This window comes from Stenotrophomonas sp. YJH_SMC_122 (assembly GCF_059369535.1).
The window spans coordinates 1-18853 of the sequence record NZ_JCAFST010000013.1; the positions used below are offsets into that span (position 1 = coordinate 1).

General features: G+C 67.9%; 13 protein-coding genes. 11 read left to right on the top strand and 2 right to left on the bottom strand.

Going from position 1 to position 18853, the window contains the following annotated elements:
- Positions 1-345 precede the first annotated feature (345 nt).
- The 3 genes from AC5P66_RS16390 to pncB are packed head-to-tail and all read left to right on the top strand — an operon-like array spanning position 346 to position 3255.
- The gene (locus tag AC5P66_RS16390) at positions 346-1197 is read left to right on the top strand and encodes a glycosyltransferase family 2 protein (protein ID WP_049439791.1); all 852 of its coding nucleotides are present in this window, start codon (positions 346-348) and stop codon (positions 1195-1197) included.
- Positions 1194-2033 (top strand): glycosyltransferase family 2 protein, encoded by an 840-nt coding sequence (locus tag AC5P66_RS16395; RefSeq protein WP_099495964.1) that lies wholly within the window; start codon positions 1194-1196, stop codon positions 2031-2033. Before AC5P66_RS16390 ends, AC5P66_RS16395 begins: the two co-directional genes overlap by 4 nt.
- Before the next feature lie 43 nt (positions 2034-2076).
- Positions 2077-3255 carry a nicotinate phosphoribosyltransferase gene (gene pncB, locus AC5P66_RS16400; RefSeq protein WP_049414537.1) on the top strand — a complete coding sequence of 393 codons (1179 nt, stop codon included), beginning with the start codon at positions 2077-2079 and terminating at the stop codon, positions 3253-3255.
- Between the two features lie 22 nt (positions 3256-3277).
- Here pncB and AC5P66_RS16405 read toward each other — a convergent pair whose 3' ends face one another.
- Positions 3278-3643, bottom strand: coding sequence for a hypothetical protein (locus AC5P66_RS16405; protein ID WP_049439792.1), 366 nt, complete (start codon positions 3641-3643; stop codon positions 3278-3280).
- Positions 3644-4103: 460 nt separating this feature from the next.
- Between AC5P66_RS16405 and AC5P66_RS16410 the strand changes: the two genes are divergently transcribed.
- The 8 genes from AC5P66_RS16410 to AC5P66_RS16445 all read left to right on the top strand — a co-directional run bounded on the left by AC5P66_RS16410 (position 4104) and on the right by AC5P66_RS16445 (position 17779).
- Entirely contained in the window at positions 4104-4643 is a 540-nt protein-coding gene (locus tag AC5P66_RS16410) for a fimbrial protein (RefSeq protein ID WP_005415238.1), read from the top strand.
- Between the two features lie 85 nt (positions 4644-4728).
- Positions 4729-5457, top strand: a complete 729-nt coding sequence (locus AC5P66_RS16415) for a fimbrial biogenesis chaperone (protein ID WP_049414539.1) — start codon at positions 4729-4731, stop codon at positions 5455-5457.
- Between the two features lie 92 nt (positions 5458-5549).
- Positions 5550-8114, top strand: coding sequence for a fimbria/pilus outer membrane usher protein (locus AC5P66_RS16420; RefSeq protein WP_338167711.1), 2565 nt, complete (start codon positions 5550-5552; stop codon positions 8112-8114).
- Positions 8105-9139 (top strand): fimbrial protein, encoded by a 1035-nt coding sequence (locus AC5P66_RS16425; protein WP_049414541.1) that lies wholly within the window; start codon positions 8105-8107, stop codon positions 9137-9139. The genes AC5P66_RS16420 and AC5P66_RS16425 overlap by 10 nt, the downstream gene beginning before the upstream one ends.
- 266 nt (positions 9140-9405) lie before the next feature.
- Positions 9406-10590, top strand: coding sequence for a non-hydrolyzing UDP-N-acetylglucosamine 2-epimerase (wecB, locus tag AC5P66_RS16430; protein WP_495216504.1), 1185 nt, complete (start codon positions 9406-9408; stop codon positions 10588-10590).
- Entirely contained in the window at positions 10587-12788 is a 2202-nt protein-coding gene (locus AC5P66_RS16435) for a hypothetical protein (protein ID WP_495216505.1), read from the top strand. Before wecB ends, AC5P66_RS16435 begins: the two co-directional genes overlap by 4 nt.
- Positions 12789-12794: 6 nt before the next feature.
- A complete protein-coding gene (locus tag AC5P66_RS16440; protein WP_099495960.1) occupies positions 12795-14942 on the top strand; it encodes a glycosyl transferase family protein in 2148 nt (715 codons plus the stop codon).
- Entirely contained in the window at positions 14939-17779 is a 2841-nt protein-coding gene (locus tag AC5P66_RS16445; RefSeq protein ID WP_099495959.1) for an NfrA family protein, read from the top strand. Before AC5P66_RS16440 ends, AC5P66_RS16445 begins: the two co-directional genes overlap by 4 nt.
- Here the strand turns inward: AC5P66_RS16445 and AC5P66_RS16450 are convergent.
- Positions 17773-18777 carry a DUF4434 domain-containing protein gene (locus tag AC5P66_RS16450; RefSeq protein ID WP_199161071.1) on the bottom strand — a complete coding sequence of 335 codons (1005 nt, stop codon included), beginning with the start codon at positions 18775-18777 and terminating at the stop codon, positions 17773-17775. The two genes, AC5P66_RS16445 and AC5P66_RS16450, sit on opposite strands and share 7 nt — an antisense overlap.
- Between the last annotated feature and the right edge of the window lie 76 nt (positions 18778-18853).

Sequence of the window (18853 nt, forward strand, 5' to 3'; positions counted from 1 at the left end):
GCCCGAGCGACTCGGCCAACTCCACGGCTTGGTGCTTGAACTCATCGGTGTAGCTACGACGGGTGATACGGGACATAAGGGGCCTCCAAGTGCGATCAAAGTATCGCTTCTTGGCGTCCGCTGACGGGGGGCCAGATCAGTCCGCGGCATGGATGCCGCGGCCAAGCCCCCAAGGATGGGTTTACGGCGTCCCCCGCAACCGGACCCACCCCGCCAACCCACGGAATGTGGGCCTCTGCTCTTGATGTTGCCGGCCAGCGGCCGGCACTACCGCGGGTGCCGGGTGCAACCCGGCCGATACCCTCCCGGTGCTACGCTGTGACCACCGACAACCACGGAGGCGGGATGGGGGCGATCGTGTTGTTGCCGCTGTGCGTGGACGATGCCGCGCTGGACCGCTGCCTGGCCGCACTGGATGCCGGCACCGCGCCGGGCACTGCGGTCTGGCTGGCCGACGACGCGCAGGCAGGGCCGCGTGCGCAGGCCGTGGTCGAGCACTGGTTGGCGCATACGCCGCTGCAGGCCGAGTACACCCGGCGCGCGCGCCCACTGGGCGAGGTTGCCCATCTGGACGAGATGCTCCGCGCCTGCGATGGCCTGGACGTGGCCGTGCTGGCGCCGGACAGCGTGCCGTCGCCCGGTTGGTTGCAGCAGTTGCAGGATGCCTTCGCCCGCGATGCCGCCATCGCCACTGCGACCCCCTGGTGCAATGCCGGCGAGACCGCGGCGTGGCCTCGGCTGGGCGAGATCAATCCCGAACCCCATGACCCGGCCTTGCTGGCGCATACCTGCGCCACGTTGCCGACGCTTCACCCGGAGCTGCCATCGGCGGTCACCCACGCGGTGCTGGTACGTGGCAACGCGCGCCGCCGTGCCGGTGGCCTGGACGTGGACAGCTATGCCGGCTGGAATGCCGCGCTGGTCGACCTCAGCCTGCGCATGGCGGGCCTGGGGTGGCGCAACGTGTTGTGCGAGACCGCGTTCGTCAGCCGGGCAGGGGAGGCGGTCAGCCGCGATGGCGACCTGGAGGCCCTGGCGGCACGCTGGCCGGCCTGGGTGCCGCGGCTGGCCGATTTCCTGATGCACGATCCACTGCACGGCCTGCGTGCCGACCTGCAGCAGCGCATGCGGCAGGCGATAATGCCGAAGGAACAGGGCGACCTGTTTGTCCCGCCCGCGCCGGAGCCTCCCGTTTGAAAGCAGCCATTGCCGCCATCGTCGTCACCTACCAGAGTGGCAGCACCATCGATGCCTGCCTGTCGCGCCTGCGCCAGGGGCAGGATATCGCCGAGATCCGGGTGATCGACAATGGTTCGATGGATGGCACGCTGGACATCGTGCAGCGGCACGCCAGCCATGACCCGCGCGTGCGCTTCGTCGGCAATCCGGACAATCCCGGCTTTGCCGCCGCCAACAACCAGGGCGTGGCCGACTCGCACAGCCCGTGGCTGGCCTTCATCAACCCGGACCTGATGGTCGAGCCGGACACCCTGACCGAACTGCGCAGCCGTGGCGAGGTGCTGGGCGATTGCCTGCTCGGCGTCGAGCAGGTGGACGAGCACGGCCACGCCGATGAAGCGGTGCGCCGTCGCGATCCGGATTTCCTGCTGATGCTGCGCTCGCCGGGCAAGGGCTCGAAGCTGGCGGTGCCGCGTGACCCGCAGCAGGTGCTGCAGCGGGTGCCGGCGCTGTCCGGTGCGCTGCTGATGATGCCGCGTGCCCTGTTCGAGCGCATCGGTGGCTGGGATGCGGGTTACCGCCTGCATGCCGAGGACCTGGATCTGTGCCGCCGCGCACGCGAGGCCGGCGCGGTGGTGGCGATCGCCAACGATCTGCATGTCACCCACGTGCGCGGCGTTTCCAGCCGCTCGCGGCCATTCTTCGTGGAATGGCACAAGCACAAGGGCCTGTGGCGCTACTTCCAGAAGTTCGAGGCGAAGCAGCGGTCGCTGCCGGTACGCGTTGCGGTGTGGGCCGCGATCTGGGCGCATGCGGCGATGCTGGTGCCGCGCCTGCTGCGCAGGTCGTTGTAGAGCCGGGCCCACGGTTCACGCCGCCGGGCGCATAATCCGCCCCATGCCTATCATCCAGTCCCTGCTCGACACCGACCTGTACAAGTTCACCATGATGCAGGCAGTGCTGCACCAGCACCCCGGTGCCCAGGTGCAGTACCGGTTCAAGTGCCGTACGCCCGGCATCGACCTGGCCCGTTACATCGACCAGATCGACGAAGAAATCGACCACCTGTGCAGCCTGCGCTTCAGCGACGCGGAGCTGGACTACATGCGTGGCCTGCGCTTCGTGAAGCCGGATTTCGCCGATTTCCTCGGCCTGTTCCACCTCGACCGCAAGTACATCCAGCTGCGCGCGTCGAAGACCGTGCCCGGCGAGATCGAACTGGACATCACCGGCCCGTGGCTGCACACCATCCTGTTCGAAGTGCCGCTGCTGGCGATCATCAACGAAGTCTGGTTCCGCAACACCACCACGGCCGACTTCGCCGAAGGCGAGCGCCGGCTGCAGGCCAAGGCCGCGCTGCTGCGCGATACCCCCGGCTTCGAGCAATGCCGCATTGCCGACTATGGCAGCCGTCGCCGCTACTCGCGTGACTGGCACGCGCGGCTGCTGCCGCTGCTGCGCGATGCACTCGGCCCGCAGCTGGTCGGCACCAGCAACGTCCACTTCGCGCGCCTGTACGGCATGACCCCGCACGGCACCATGGCCCACGAGTACCTGCAGGCGTTCCAGGCGCTCGGCCCGCGCCTGCGTGATTCGCAGGTGGCGGCACTGGAATCGTGGGCGCGCGAGTACCGCGGCGACCTCGGCATCGCGTTGTCCGACGTGGTCGGCCTGGACGCGTTCCTGCGCGACTTCGACATGTATTTCTGCAAGCTGTTCGACGGTGTGCGCCATGATTCCGGCGATCCGTTCGACTGGGGCGACCGCATGCTGGCGCATTTCCAGCAGCGCCGGGTCGATCCGCGCAGCAAGGTGCTGGTGTTCAGCGATGGGCTCGACATCGCCAAGGTGATGCGCCTGTACGACTACTTCCGTGGCCGCTGCCAGGTCGCGTTCGGCGTCGGCACCCACCTGACCAATGACCTGGGCCCGACGCCGCTCAACATCGTCATCAAGATGGTCCGCTGCAACGGCCAGCCGGTGGCCAAGCTCAGCGATTCGCCGGGCAAGAGCATGTGCGACGACCCGGGCTACCTGGCCTACCTGCGCCAGGTCTTCGAGCTGCCGCCGGCGTAACCCCGCCGGCCCTCAACGGCGCTTACAGGTAGTCGACCACCACCAGGTAGGCGCCCTGCAGCGGCTGCTGCTTCGAAGCCTGCACGCTGTAACGCTCGGAGAAGGCGATATCGCCGGCGCGCATCGCGCTGGCCGACACCGACAGCTTCTGGCCCTGGCGCTTGCCATCGCGCAGCGTCGCGGCCTGGCCATCGGCCAGTGCCGTCACTTCCACCGTCGAGCCCTTGGCCGACGGCGGGCAGGCCGCCAGGCTCAGCTCACCCTGGGACAGGTTCGTCGTGCAGCCCGGCTCGGCGATGCGGCCGCTGAAACGGATGCTGCCGCTGCTGGCATGGGCCAGCGCACTGACGGACATCAGGGCCACGCACAGCAGAATGGAGTTCCTCATGACACGTTCTCTGGTTCGGTGTGTCCTAGTTAGCGACAGGTTCGATCAGCCTTTAATAGGACGATTCCGAATCTGCTAGGGCCATCACCAAGAAAGAGTGATGCGCATCAAACAAAGCGATTTCCGCCTGAAAAAAGCCTGTTTTCGTGCACGCCGAACGCGTCAGCCATTGCGTCATTTACGGTCGCTTGTGACCCGCCCATGGCTGCGTCAATTCTCCCGCGCGCCCAGGGGGCGCGATTTCGCCTATCACGTCACATTTAGGGCGTCAATGAATTGGCGTTCAGAAAAATAATGAGACTTTCATCACAGTTGTGCATATACGTGCGTCACGGATTCAGGGAGAGGTACGTCCGAGTCCGGCCACAGGTGAGACGCAAGGATGGGTCTTGTTAGCCCGGCAGTGCTCCTTGCTTCCTCCTCTACTTCTCATCTCTTCAGTAGGGTTAGGTAAAAGCGAATGCACAAGATCAACCTCATTGCCGCTCTGATGCTGGCCGCCGCTCCGCTGGCCGCCAACGCCGCCGACGGCACCATCACCTTCAATGGCAAGGTGACCGACAAGACCTGCACCATCTCGACCCCGGGCGGCAAGGACTTCGCCGTGACCCTGCCGACCGTGTCGAAGAACACCCTGGCTACCGCCGGTGCCGTTGCGGGCCGCACCCCGTTCGCCATCAACCTGACCAAGTGCAGCGCCGGCAACGTCGCCACCTACTTCGAGCCGGGTTCGACCGTCGACTTCAACAGCGGCCGCCTGGTCAACCAGGCCTCGGCCAACGCTGCCACCAACGTGCAGCTGCAGCTGCTGGGCTCGAACAACCAGTTCCTGCCGATCAAGGCTGCCGGCGCTGGCCTGGCCCAGACCAACTCGCAGTGGGTCACCGTCGGCACCGACGGCTCGGCCGACCTGAACTACTACGCTGAGTACTACGCCACTGCCGCCGCCACCCCGGGCGACGTCACCAGCAGCGTCAAGTACACGATCATCTACAACTGATCGTAGCCGTACCCGCATTGGCCGGCGTACGCGCCGGCCAGTGCTCCGCGGCCCCTGGCCACACCCCTCGAGCGTAGTACTTCCGATGAAAGCACTCTTTCCCCGGGCGCTGCTGCTGGCAGCGTTCACGCTGCCCCTCTGCCAGAACGCACTGGCCGGCGTGGTGGTCAATGGCACGCGGGTGATCTACCCGGCACAGGCGCGCGAAGTCACCGTGCAGGTGGACAACGTGGGCGACTCGCCCGCACTGGTCCAGGCCTGGATCGACAGTGGCGACGCCAACCAGACCGCCGATACCAGTGATGCTCCGTTCGTGCTGACGCCGCCGATCGCGCGCGTCGAGCCGGGCCGCAGCCAGGCGCTGCGCCTGATCTTCTCCGGCGCACAGCTGCCGACCGATCGCGAGACGGTGTTCTGGCTCAACGTGCTGGATGTACCACCGTCGCCGGACAACGCCGACAGCGGCGAACAGAATTACCTGCAGGTCGCGTTCCGTTCGCGCCTGAAGCTTTTCTACCGGCCGCAGGGCCTGAAGGGCGTCGCCAACGACGCACCGGCAGCGCTGCGCTGGACCCGCAATGGCGACCGCCTGCGGGTGGAAAACCCGAGCCCCTTCCACGTCACCCTGGCCGAAGTGCATGCCGTGACCGGCAGCAGTGAAAAGGCCGTCGAAGACAAGGGCGCGATGGTCGCGCCGAAGCAGAGCCTGGAGTTCGCCGCACCGGCGGGCACGCAGCAGGTGCGCTTCATCACCATCAATGATTACGGCGGCCGGGTCGAGCACACCGTCCGCCTCGACAGCACCGGGGGCTGAACGCGCCGCGCCGGCCATGGGCCTGCGCATCCCGCCACCGCCGCCGTGCGGCGAATTGAAGGAATGTCAGTGTGATCGGAAACAGATTGACATTGTCGATCCATCAGGCGCTTTGCCTGCTGGTTGTTGGCGCGGCCTGCCCAGGATGGGCGATGGCGGCACCGGCCAATCTCGGCGAACAGGCGCTGATGGCGCAGAGTGGTGCGGCCAACGCGCGCGCACCGGAATCGGCCCAGTTCAATTCCAGCTTCCTGTCGGGCCAGGCCAAGCAGGTCGACCTGGCGGCCTTCAGCAACGGCAACCCGATGGTCGCCGGCAACTACCGTGTCGACGTCTACGTCAACGGTGCCTGGCAAGGTCGTCGTGACCTGCAGTTCAAGGCCGATGCACAGGGCCGTGTCGATGCCTGCCTGCCGCTGCCGATGCTGGAGGAAATGGGCGTGGACAGCGAGGCCGTGCTGCTGCAGCAGGACCCGACGCTGCCGACCGACACCACCAGCTGCGTGCCGGTGCAGCAGCGCATGGCCAATGCCTATGGTGTCTACGACAGCGGCAACCTGCGCTACGACCTCAGCATCCCGCAGGTGTTCCTGCGCCGCGAGGCGCGCGGCTACGTCAACCCGGCGCTGTGGGACCGTGGCATCAATGCCGGCTTCGTCGGCTACAGCTTCAATGCCATCGACAGCAACAGCCGTGTCGAAGGTGGCCAGCGCAACCGCAGTGCCTATCTCGGCCTCAATGCCGGCCTCAACCTGGGCGGCTGGCAGTTCCGCCACGACTCCAACCTGACCTGGTCCGAGGGTGACGGCCGCCATTGGCAGAGCATCGCCACCTACGCACAGCGCGGCATCCCGCAGGTGCGCGGCATGCTCACCATCGGTGAGGCCTACACCACCGGCGAACTGTTCGACTCGATCGGCTACCGCGGTGCCAGCCTGGCCAGCGACGATCGCATGCTGCCCGATTCGCTGCGCGGTTACGCGCCGGTCGTGCGCGGCATCGCCGAGACCAACGCACGCATCGAAGTGCGCCAGAACCAGCAGCTGATCTACTCCTCCACCGTTTCGCCGGGCAACTTCGTCATCGACGACCTGTACCCGACCGGCTACGGCGGCGACCTGGAAGTGAGCGTGATCGAGGCCGATGGCCGCCGCCGCGAATTCAAGGTGCCGTTCGGCTCGGTGCCGCAGATGCTGCGCGAAGGCGTGTCGCGTTACTCGCTGACCGCCGGCCAGGTGCGCAACAAGCTGCTGGCCGACGAACCCTGGCTGGTGCAGGGCACCTACCAGCGCGGCATCGGCAACCAGCTGACCCTGTACGGCGGCAGCGCGCTGAGCGATGGCTACCTGTCGCTGCTGTACGGCGTCGGCCTGTCCACCCGGGTCGGTGCCTTCGCGGCAGACGTCACCCATGCACGCACTTCGTTCGACCACTACGGCAGCCACACTGGCGCCAGCGTGCGCTTGAGCTACAGCAACATGATCGGCGAGACCGGCACCAACCTGACCCTGGCTGCCTACCGCTACTCGACCGAAGGTTTCTACAGCCTGCAGGATGCGCTGTATGGCCGTGACTCGGACAAGCGCGGCATCGATCCGACCACCCGTGGTCGCCAGCGCAGCCAGTTCCAGGTAACGCTGAACCAGCCGCTGGGCCGTCGCGGCGGTGCGCTGTACGTGACCGGTTCGGTGCGTGACTTCTATGACCGCTCCGGCACCTCCAAGCAGTACCAGGTGGGCTACAACAACGCCTGGCGTTCGGTGAACTACGGCTTCTCGGCGCTGCGCACCGAAGAAGGCGTGCTCGGCCGTTCCGACACCCAGTACCTGCTGTCGATGAGCGTGCCGCTGGGCCGGGGTACCCACCCGGTGTCGTTCAGTGCCGATCTCGGCGTGCGCGACCGCGGTGGCTACGACAACAGCCGCGTCGGCATCACCGGTTCGGCCGGCGTCGACAACAACTTCAGCTACGGCGTGGCCCTGTCCGATTCCCGCGAGGGCGGCACCACGGCGGTCGGCAATGCCGAATACCGCAGCCGCTACTCCGCGTTGAATGCCACCTACAGCCACTCGCGTGATTTCCGCCAGGCCTCGGTCGGTGCCAACGGCAGCGTGGTGGTGCATCCGGGCGGCTTCACTTTCACCCCGCAGCGTGGCGACACCATGGTGCTGGTCGAGGCACCGGGCGCGCGCGATGCGATCGTCAGCAACGCCCCGGGCCTGCGCGTCGATGGCCGCGGCTATGCCGTGGTGCCGTACGTGTCGCCGTACCGCCTCAACACCGTCACCCTCGATCCGCAGGGCATGGCCCACGACGTCGAGCTGGAAAGCACCAGCCAGTCGATCGCACCGTTCGCCGGTGCCATCAGCTACCTGCGCTTCGATACCCGCAAGGGCAACGCGTTGCTGATCCAGGTACGCAACCCGGATGGCCGCAGCATGCCGTTCGGTGCACAGGTCAAGGATGAGCAGGGCCAGCCGGTCGGCATGGTCAGCCAAGGCGGCCGCCTGTACGTGCGCAGTGAAAAGAACCAGGGCCGCCTGCTGGTCGAGTGGGGCGCCGGTGCCGACCAGCGCTGCACCATCGATTACCAGGTTCCGGCGGGCGCCGATGCGTCCAAGACCGGCTTCATCCCGCTGGAGGCAGCATGCCGATGATTTCTTCCCGTGGCCGCAAGGCTCTCACGGCCCTTGCATTGCTGGGCGGCGCGTTGCTGGCACAGCAGGCCAGCGCGTCGTGCCGCATCCAGTCCAGCTGGTTCACCGCGCAGGACGTGACCATGGACATGGGCCAGATCGTGATCCTGCCCAGCACGCCGGTCGGCGGCGTGATCAAGGAGATCAGCGAGCCGATCAACCAGCAGAACAGCGTGGCGCGCTGCGACTGGTCCGGTGGCCGTTCCATCGGCGAGTACGTCAACGCCGCGCAGAAGCGTCCGGTGGCCGGTTTCTCGAACGTCTATGAAACCGATGTGGCGGGCGTGGGCATCCGCCTGTACCGCGACTCCGGCGCGATCCAGACCTACTATCCGCACACCATCAACTTCGCCAGCAACGCCACCATCTCGCTGGTCGGAGGCACGTTCCGCATCCAGCTGATCAAGACAGCGGCACAGACCGGCTCGGGCGTGATCGCACCGAACGGTCGCTTCACCACGTACTACTTCGACGGTGATGGCGCCGGTCGCCCGGTGCTGACCTCCACCTTCAAGGGCTCGGGCACCACCGTGGTCAGCCCGACCTGCGAAGTGCAGGCCGGCAGCCGCAACATCGCCGTCGACTTCGGCAGCGTGCCCAACACCACCTTCACCGGTGTCGGTTCGCGCGCGGTCGACCGCGATTTCGAGATCCGCCTGAACTGCCAGGGCAGCAACGTCGCCGCCTACCAGAGCAAGATCGGCATCCGCCTCGATGCCGACCAGGACAGCTCGAACATGCCGGGCGTGCTGAAGCTCAGCGCGGCTGCCAACAGCGCCACCCGCATCGGCATCCAGATGGTCCAGCGCGATGGCACCACCGAGCGCGAAGTGCGCTTCGGCCAGACCATCAACGTTGGCACCACGGCGCCGGGGACCAGCGTCATGGCGCTGCCGCTGCGCGCGCGCTACGTGCAGACCCAGGCCGGCACGGTGGGCGCGGGTGTCGCGAACGGCCAGGCCACCTTCACCATCCAGTACGAGTAAGGCCGCCCGGGCGGCTGCCCCTGCGGGGTTCCGCGGCAACGTCGCCCGTCCCACGGGCGGCGTTGACTGCGTCTTGATCTCCCAACGATGAAGATCAGTGCCACGACGCACGTACCATCAATCGAATGTGATGGACGTCGCGAATTTGGAGTTTCCTCATGAGGTGACCGTCTCCTGCCTGCGGGCATTGGACGGTAACGCCGAAAGGATCCAGACGTGGCTACCGCTCCTGGCATTCTCCAGCACCGTCCTTCCGGAGCACCCCGGTGAAGGTCCTGTCGGTGTTCGGCACCCGACCGGAAGCAATCAAGATGGGGCCGCTGGTGCGCGCCCTGGCCCAGGCCGCGGACGTCGAATCGGTGGTCTGCATCACCGGCCAGCACCGGGCGATGCTCGACCAGGTGATGTCGCTGTTCGAGATCACCGCCGACCATGACCTTGATGTCATGGTGCCCAACCAGACCCTCAATGGCCTGTGTTCCAGGCTGTTCGAGCGGCTTGACGCGCTCTACACGCAGGTCCGCCCGGATCGCGTGCTGGTGCACGGCGATACCACCACCGCGATGACCGCCGCTCTGGCCGCGTTCCACCACCGCATTCCGATCGGCCATGTCGAGGCCGGCCTGCGCACCGGCGACATCGACCGGCCATGGCCGGAGGAAATGAACCGGCGGGTGATCGACGTGGTCGGTCATCAGCTGTACGCACCCACTCCCGGCTCGCGCGCCAACCTGGCCCGTGAGCATCTGGGCGGGCAGATCCTGGTCACCGGCAACACCGTCATCGATGCCCTGCAGCAGACCGTGCAGCGCCTGGATGCCGATTCGGCACTGCGTGCCCAGGCTGACGAGCCCTTCCACATGCTCGACCCCGGGCGCCGCCTGCTGCTGGTCACCGGCCATCGCCGCGAGAGCTTCGGCCAGGGCTTCGAGGATATCTGCCGTGCGCTGGCCGAGCTGGCCCGACGGCCGGACCTGCAGGTGCTGTACCCGGTACACCTCAATCCGAACGTGCAGGGCCCGGTCAACGCACACCTGGGCAACCTCGACAACGTGCACCTGGTGCCGCCGCAGGACTACCTGCGCTTCGTGCGCCTGATGCAGCGCGCCGACGTCATCCTCACCGACTCCGGTGGCGTGCAGGAGGAAGCGCCGGCCCTGGCCAAGCCGGTGCTGGTGATGCGCGACGTCACCGAGCGCCCGGAGGCGGTCGAGGCCGGTGTGGTGACGCTGGTCGGAACCACGCCGTGGCGCATCGTCGAGGGGGTCAATGCGGCTCTGGCACAGCCACCGCAGCCGACCCGTTTCGACCCCGATGCCAGTCCCTATGGCGACGGCCGCGCCAGCGCCCGCATCGTCGCCGCCCTGCGTGGCACCCCCCTTCCCGAATTCTCGCCCGGTCTCCGCAGCGGCGGTGCCGCCCATCACCCTCTCCATGAAGTGACGCCATGAGCCACACCGGCCGCTGTCCCCTGTTTGTTTCCGCCGCCGCGTTCGTCCTGTCGGGCGTGGTCGGTACTGCCCATGCCGCTGACACCGTCGCCGGCCAGTTCACCGAATGGAGCAGCGACAGCACGGTGAGCCGGCAGATGACCCTGCGCGAACTCGGCTTCCGCCAACCGCTGGTACTCAGTGGGCAGGAGAGCCAGCGCGAGGTCTACCTGCCGGTGCCGGCCGGTGTTGCCACCCGCGATGCGCAGCTGCAGCTCGATGGGCGCTATGTACGCGGCCACGCTGGGCGCACTTCAGGCCTGTGGTCGGTGGATGGCGATCCGATCGCCGCGCGTTCGATCACCGATGCCCAGGGCGATGCCAGCCAGCTGCTGGCCATCGATGGCGAACCCCGCCAGAACGGCTTTGTGCGCGTCGGTGTCGGCTGGTGGTCGATCGTGTCCGATTACCAATGCGCTGACCAGAGCGCGCCGGCCAACGTGCTGCGGCTGTCGCCGGACTCGCGTTTCAGCTACCGCTTCGACGGCCGCGCCGTGGATACCGTGGCCAAGGCCTGGGGCGCGCTGCCACCGCAGGTGCGCCTGCTGGTGGATGGCAAGGCGCTGCAGGCGCCAACCTATGATGCCGCCTGGCGCATTGGTACCGCGTTGCAGGCCGCCGGCAAGCAGGTGCAGGTGGTGGCGCTGCCCAAGGTCGGCGACAGCGTCGACCTGGCCGGCATCAGCATCCCGGCCAGCCTGCAGGGCGTGCCGGCCTACGCCGCACTGGCCACGGGCGAGCGCGCGCATGCGATCAAGGACCTGGCTGAAGTCGGCGCGCTGCTGTCGTTGCGTGACAGCGGACCGCTTGCCGCCGATGTGATGATCGGCAGCGATGCATTGCGCGCCGGCGTACGCGCGGCGCTGGATGCGCTGGCCGCACAGGTCGGTGCGGCGGGCGCTGATGCGGGCACGGCGTTCGCCGCGTGGCGCGGCACCGGCATGGGCGGCCTGGAGAAGCCCGCCGCCAACACGTCGGTCAGCGTGGTGGCCGTGGCCGGGCGTCCGACGCTGGTGGTTGACCCGGCAGCGGCGGGCAAGGTCGCCGGGTTGTTCGCCGAACAGTGGCGCAGCTATGCGCTGGGCCGCAGCCTGCAGGTCAGCGCAGCAGGTACGCCCAAACTTGACGGTGACCAGGTACTTCTGAGCCGGCTCGGAAACATCGCCGGAACCATGGATGTGGTGACCCGTGCCGACCGCAGTGCCAGCTTCGATCTGGGTGCGCTGTCGGCCGATGGCCGCCTGCCCGAGCAAGTGGTGATCGATGTCTCGGCGGCCCCCAACGCGGCCGGTCAGGGCGCAGTGGCCACGATCTACCTCAACGACTACCTGCTGGGCGGCAAGGTGCTGTCGGCCAACGGCCAACCGCAACGGCTGGTGGCCAAGATACCGGCCTACGCGCTGTCGGCGCGCAACGAGATCCGTGTCAGCTTCCTGCGCCAACCGGCACGCCCCTACTGCCACGATCCAGCCACCGGCTACCCGGTATCGATCCTGCCCAGCAGCCACCTGACCTTGGCCAAGCGCTCGCTGGGCAGTGATTTCGTCGGTGCCAGCAGCCAGCTGTCACGCGGCAACCAGGTATTCGTGCCCGGCGCGTGGCTGCAGGACGCGCCGGCCTCGCTGGGCAAGGTCATCGCGGTGGCCAGTGCAGTGGGCGCTTCGCCGGAGGCGTCGGAACTGAAGGTGGTCGACGCCGGTGCCGCGGTCAGCCCGGGCGCGCCATGGCTGGCCTTCGGCGTGGCACCGGCCGGTGTCGATGTGGCCGGCCTGAAGGACGGCCACCTGCGGGTCGGTGGTATGTCGCAACCGCTGCTGGATGTCAGCGGCCTGGATCACGCCGCGGTGGTGCAGGTGGGATCGTCCGGCGGCCAGTTGGGCGTTCTCTACAGCGACCTTGGCGCACAGGCACCGTCGTTCGGCGTGCCGTTCCGGTTGCTGCGCGGCGATCTGGCCGTGCTTGATGGCACTGATGTCGTGCGCGAATTCGACCGCCAGGATCCCTATGGCACGCGCCTCGCGCACGACGGCAATCCGCAATCGAAGTGGGAACGGCACATGGTCTGGTTGCTGCTGCTGGTCGGCGTGATCGTGTTCGCGCTGCTGGCCGCCCGCGTCACCCAGGTGCGCCGCCGCAAGTCCGCCAACACAGGGCACTGATCCGCCGTGGACGGTCTGTTCTGGAACATCCAGCTGGCCAACTATTACGCCGCCCTGGAAACCACGGCGGCGGCGGTGGCCGTGCTGATCCTGATCTCCAGCCTCGATGACCTGTTCATCGATGTCTGGTACTGGGTGCGCGAGAGTTGGCGCGCGCTGACCATCAAGCGCCGCGACGCGTACCGGCCACTGACCCAGGAAGACCTGCTGCAGCGGCCGGAACAGCCGCTGGCAATCATGGTGCCGGCGTGGATGGAGTACGACGTCATCGCGCAGATGGTCGAGAACATGATCAACGTGCTCGACTACCGCGAGTACGTCGTGTTCGTCGGCACCTATCCCAACGACCAGCAGACCATCGACGAAGTCGAGCGCATGCGCCGACGCTACAAGCGCCTGCGCCGCGTGGAGGTGCCGCATGACGGACCGACCAGCAAGGCCGACTGCCTGAACTGGCTGATCCTGGCGATCTTCGACTACGAGAAGCGCCACGACATCGAGTTCGCCGGGGTGGTCCTGCACGACAGCGAGGACGTGCTGCACCCGATGGAACTGCGCTTCTACAACTACCTGCTGCCGCGCAAGGACATGATCCAGCTGCCGGTCACCTCACTGGACCGTGAGTGGTACGAACTGGTGGCCGGCGTCTACATGGACGAATTCGCCGAATGGCACGCCAAGGATCTGGTGGTGCGCGAGAGCGTGTCCGGCATGGTGCCGTCGGCCGGTGTTGGTACCTGTTTCTCGCGGCGAGCGCTGCTGGCGCTGAGCGCGCAGACCGACAACCAGCCCTTCAACACCGACAGCCTCACCGAAGATTACGACGTCGGTGCGCGGCTGGCAGCCATGGGCATGCAGTCGATCTTCGCCCGCTTCCCGGTGCAGTTCCGCGTGCGTCGGCCGTCATGGTTCGGCTGGGGACCGGTGCGCGAGCGCACCCAGCAGATGGCGCTGTGCGTGCGTGAGTACTTCCCCGACAACTTCCGCGCCTCGTACCGGCAGAAGGCGCGCTGGGTGCTGGGCATCGGCCTGCAGAGCTGGGAGTCGCTGGGCTGGCGAGGCTCGCTGGCCACCAAGTACCTGCTGGCACGCGATCGCAAGGGCATCATCACCTCGTTCGTCAGCATCATCGCCTACCTCATCTTCCTGCAGCTGCTGCTGTTCTGGCTGTTGAAGATGACCGGGGTGTGGACGATGCAGTTCCCCAGCGTGTTCCAGGCCGGCACCTGGCAGATGAATGTCGCGCTGCTGACCACGGCGGCGCTGGCGACCCGCGTCGTGCAGCGCTTCTACTTCGTCAACCGCTTGTACGGCTGGGAGCATGCGCTGATGTCGATCCCGCGCATGGTGGTCGGCAACATGATCAACTTCATGGCCACCGCTCGTGCATGGAAGGTGTTCCTGGCCTACCTGCTGTTCGGCAAGCGCATGGTCTGGGACAAGACCATGCACGACTTCCCCGATGCGGCACAGCTGGTGCAGACCCGCAAGCAGCTCGGTGAACTGTTGACCACCTGGCAGGCGGTGGAACCGGAGCGGCTGCAGCAGGCGCTGGCGCAGCAGCATGCCGGCCGGCGGCAGCCGCTGGGCCGCATCCTGCTGACCCAGGGCTGGCTGGATGATGAAACCCTGGCCGAAGCCATCGCCTTCCAGGGCGATCTGCCGCGTGCGGTCATCGACGTCGATTATCTGCGCGCGGGCTCATTCCCGGTCAGCGCCGATGCCTGCGTGCAGTGGCGCATGCTGCCGCTACCGCCGCGGCAGCAGGAGACACTGCGGCTGGCCGTGGCCAGTCCATTGCCCGAAGACGCGCTGGCGTTGCTGAAGCAGGAAACCCACAGCGCGCACATCGAACAGAGCATCGCCCGCGAAAGCGAAATCAACGCAGGCCTGCGCCTGATCGGCGGCGACCAGCACTGGCAGCTGGACGACGTGCCCTTGCTGGGCGACCTGCTGGTGGAGATGCGCCTGATCGACCACGCGCGCTTCGAGATTGCACTGGATGCGTACAAGCCGCAGCGCGATGGCCGCATTGGCGATTACCTGGTCAAGCAGGGCATCACCACCGAGGAGGCCGTGGCCCAGGCCATGCAGGAGCAGCGCCGGCGTGCGGCCGCGCTGCAGTCGCCGCCTCCCGGAGCCTTGCCGGCATGAAGACCACGCTGCTGTCCACCGTCATTGCCGTGGCACTGGCCACGGCCGCCGCGCCGGCACAGGCGCTGGCGCAGGCCGATGTGCCGCTCCCGCTGTCCGGTGCGGCCTACCGCGTTGCCGAGCAGGCCTTCGCCGCTTACGAGCGCGGCGACTATCAAGCGGCTTACCAGCAGTCCAGCGAAGCGATCCGGTTGCGCCCGGACGTGGTGCGGCTGCGCCTGCTGCAGATCTACGCGCTGCAGAAACTGGGCCGGCCGGCGGAGGCGCAGCAGCAGGCGCGCCGTGCACTGGATGCCGGGATGAAGGATCCGGCCTTGCCGGCATTGGCCGCTGCCACCGCTGCGCGCAGCCCGCCCCCGGATGCCAGGGGCGGGCGCGCACCCACCCCACCGCGCGCGGCCGGCAGCGGCGCAGACCGCGCCAGGCAGCAGGCCTACGCGCTGGCCACCGAGGCCTATGCTGCCTATGACGCCGGGCGCATGGGGGAAGCGGCCAGCAAGGCCGAGCAGGCCTTCCGCCAGCAGCCGAAGCAGGGCGCCTGGGCGATGCTGTGGGTGGCGGCGCTGGAAGCACAGCAACAGGCCGAACGGGCCGACGCGGCCATCGGCACGGCGCTGCAGCTGGGCGCACCGAACGTCGAGGAGCTGCGCGCGCGGCGCGTGGCGCTGGCCCGCCAGCGCGCGCTGCTGCAGGCCCAGCAGGCCTACCAGTCGCTGTCCACGCAGAACGATGCGGCGGCCGTCGCGCAGGCGCGGGCCGCCGTCGAACTGGCGCCGGATGTTGCTTCGTACCGGTTGCTGTTGATCACCGCGCAGCTGCAGCAGGGGCAGCTGGCCGACGCCGAGCGCAGCGCCGACCAGGCGCTGCAGGCCGACGGCGGGGATCTCAATGCCCGGCTGATGCGTGGTTATCTGCGCCAGCGCCAGGGCAAGACCCTGCTGGCCAATGAAGACTTCGACTTCGCACTGGCCGCGCCGGGGTCAACCATGCAGCAGCGCAACGTGCGCCTGCTGGCCGTGGATGCGGCCCTGGCTGCTGGGGACCGCACACGTGCGGCTGCACTGCTGGCGCCGCTGCAGGCGGCGTTGCCCACGGATGTGGGCGATGCACGCGCGCAGCAGCTGCTGCAGCAGGGCATCGAGCAGCGCGCCAGGGCGACCGGGTCCAGTCGCGAGCTTCCGCGCATGAGTGCGCAGGCCTATCCGGCGCCATTCCAGCACTGCCAGCCTGCTGACACCGGTGGTGCCTGCACGCTGATGCCGGTCGACCTGCAGGGCGACGGTGGTGCCGCACAGCGTGCGTATGCGGCCTACGCGCGGCAGGACTACGCCGAGGCGATCGGCGAGGCGCGGCAGGCCGTGCAGCTCGCACCGGAGGACGCGAGCCTGCAGGGGCTGCTGACCACCACGCTGGCGGCAGGCAACCGCAGCCAGCAGGACGAAGCACGGCAGCGCCTGGAGGCGGCGCTGGCACAGCACCCTGATGACGCGGTGGCGCTGATGCAACGCGGCTACCTCAACCAGAAGGCCCGTGAACCGGCGCGCGCACTGGCCGACTTCCGGGCCGCCGAGGCCACCGGCAAGGCACCCAGGAGCGTGGTGATCGACCAGGCGTATGCGAGTGCGGCCAACGGCGATCATCCGCAGGCGGTGACGCTGCTGCGTAGCGCCATTGATCGCGCCGACGCCGGTGAGCTGCCTCTGGATGCGCATCAGCGCTACAACGTGCGCAATGCCATCGCCAACTATTCGCGCGAGTGGGGCGTGATCGCCTCGGCCGGCTTCCGCGGCGCGCGCCAGGCCGCGACCAATGTCGGCGGCGCTGCGATCAGTACGCCGGGCGATTCGGTGTTCAGCACGCTGGAAGCGTTCTGGCGGCCCCCGGCGTTCAACGACCAGCATGGCACGCTGGAGCTCTACACCCGGCTGCTCAACACCCTGTACGACGAGGGCGGCACCTACGAATCGATCCGCGCGGTGGACCCGTGCACCGGCGAATCGACACCCGACGCACGTGCACGCGCCGACCGTCTCAGCCGTTCGCGTTCCACCACCGGCTGGCCGTCCACCATTGCCTCGTTCGGCCTGCGCTACGCCTTCGGCCAGACCGGCCTGAGCGCCGGCATCGAGCGCCGCCAGTTCCTCGGTAGCGCCACCCGCACGGGCGACGTCTATCCGGCATCGGCGGCCGTGCAGTGCCGCCTGCAGCTGGCCCTGAATCCGCCACTGGAAGCCAGCACCCTGGCCCGCTACCGCCTGGCCAGCGGTTCTGGCGGCTGGATGTCCTACCTGACCTATGGCTATTACCACGGCACCGAACTGCGCACCGACGTCAACCAGTGGTGGATGGTCAGCGGCTACGCGCAGGGCGGTTACACCTGGGACGACAACAGCGCCCACTTCACCCTCGATGCGCTGGATGCCAACGGCACGCCGGTGCGGCGGATCGGCGATGCCCACGGGCGGTTGCATCGCGAGCAGTGGTTCGCTGCCGCTGAACTGCGTGCCGGGCGCAGCTTCCGCTTTGGCGCCGGGCAGACCCACTGGGTGGCCACGCCGTATGTGGTGGTGGGGGCGGACTGGCTGGACCAGCGCTCGCGGGTGCGCGACATCCGTTACCCGCTGTTCCCGGCGCAGTCGTTCGCGCTCAACGATACGCAGCGCAGCTGGTCACTCGGCGCAGGACCGGGCGTGGGCGTGCGCTACTGGTTCCGCGAGGACCACTACAACACCCCGCGTTCCTACCTGGACCTGACCGTGCAGTACCGCTTCGCGATCGGCGGCGGAGATACACAGCGCGCCAAGGGCCTGTTCGCCACCGCCATCCTCTATTACTGAGGCAGCCCCCACCGCCGCCGCAGCGCCGCCGCCTGCGGCGTGTCCTGGGTCAGCCACGGCTCCAGCGCATAGACCAGCACGTGCTGTGCGCCGCTGTCGCGTGCCCACGCCAGCTGCCGCTGGATGCGCACGGCATCGGCAGTCTCGCCCTTGAACCCGCTGCCATCAGCGGCGCTGCCGGGCAGTTCGCGGAACAGCTCGACGATCGCATCGAAGCCGATGTCGTGCGCGTGGAAATGATCGAGCAACGGCTGAAGCTGCTGCACGTTGCCGGCGCCGGCAACGCCCACGCCGTCCTGCACCATCGGTCGCAGCGTGGCGTGGGCCAATATCGCCTGCCATAGCGTGACCAGGTCGCCATCGGACTGCAGGCGGCTGAAGTAAAAGGAGATCGCGCAGTCACCGCCGCGCGCGCCGGTGGCGTCTGCCAGCCCGTGCAACCATTGCGCCAGCCATTGCTGGCGGGCCGGATCGGCCCAGTGGTACTGCTCCAGTTCGTAGGGCAGATACCAGCCCCCGAAGGCCGGCTGCTCGGCCCACGGCGCCTGGGCCAACCAGCTGCGCGCGTGCGCCAGGCTGTCGGCCAGGAACGCCTGCAGCGTGGCGTCGTCGGCGCCGATGGCCTGCCACCAGCGTTGCTGGAAGGGCAGGCCGACGCGGATGCGGAGGTCATTCTCGCGGGCCGCAGTGAACAGCTGCTGCAGGCTGCCGTCGGGCAGCGACCAGTCGCCATCGCTGCCACCGACGATGCCGGTCCACTGCAGCACCAGCTGCCGGCAGCCCAACGCATGGGCCAGCTTCAACGAACGTTGCCAGTCGACCAGGCCCCATTGCAGATGGCTGCGCCAGGGCTGCAGGAAGGTGCCATCCACCTGCACGGGCGGCGAACAGCCGGGCAGGGTGGCGAGCGTAGCGGCCAACGGCGCCAGCACTGCCGCGCGCAGCAACCGGCGGCGCAACGGCGAAGACGGATCTGCGGGAAGGACGGGCGCAACCATGCCCGCATCATCCCAGAGCACCGTGCGCAGCAGGTGAACCCAGCAACCGGTAGTGCCGGCCGCTGGCCGGCATCGC